This window comes from Pseudomonas sp. PME37.24/006 (assembly GCF_055556635.1).
Window position 1 is genome coordinate 1 of sequence record NZ_JBVHNL010000246.1, and the last position, 247, is coordinate 247.

Sequence of the window (247 nt, forward strand, 5' to 3'; positions counted from 1 at the left end):
ACGATCGGCGTGCGCAGGCGCGGGTGGGTGCGCCCCAGCCGCGCGGGCAGCACCCCGTCCCGGCTCATCGCGAACAGCACCCGGACGAGCGCGGTCATCGTTCCGATTGCGCAGGCGAGGAAGGATGCCGTGATCCCCATGTCGGCGGCCACGCCCCACGGTCCGAGCCCGTAGGCGCCGGCGAGGTCGTTGACGGGCGACGCGCTCGCGGCGAGGTCGAGGCCGAGCGCGTGGAACCCCGAGGCTT

At 74.5% G+C, this 247-nt stretch carries 1 pseudogene; it reads right to left on the bottom strand.

Annotated elements, in window-relative coordinates:
* Window positions 1-247: pseudogene (locus tag ACZ3GY_RS24590) on the bottom strand (hypothetical protein); the annotation flags it as partial.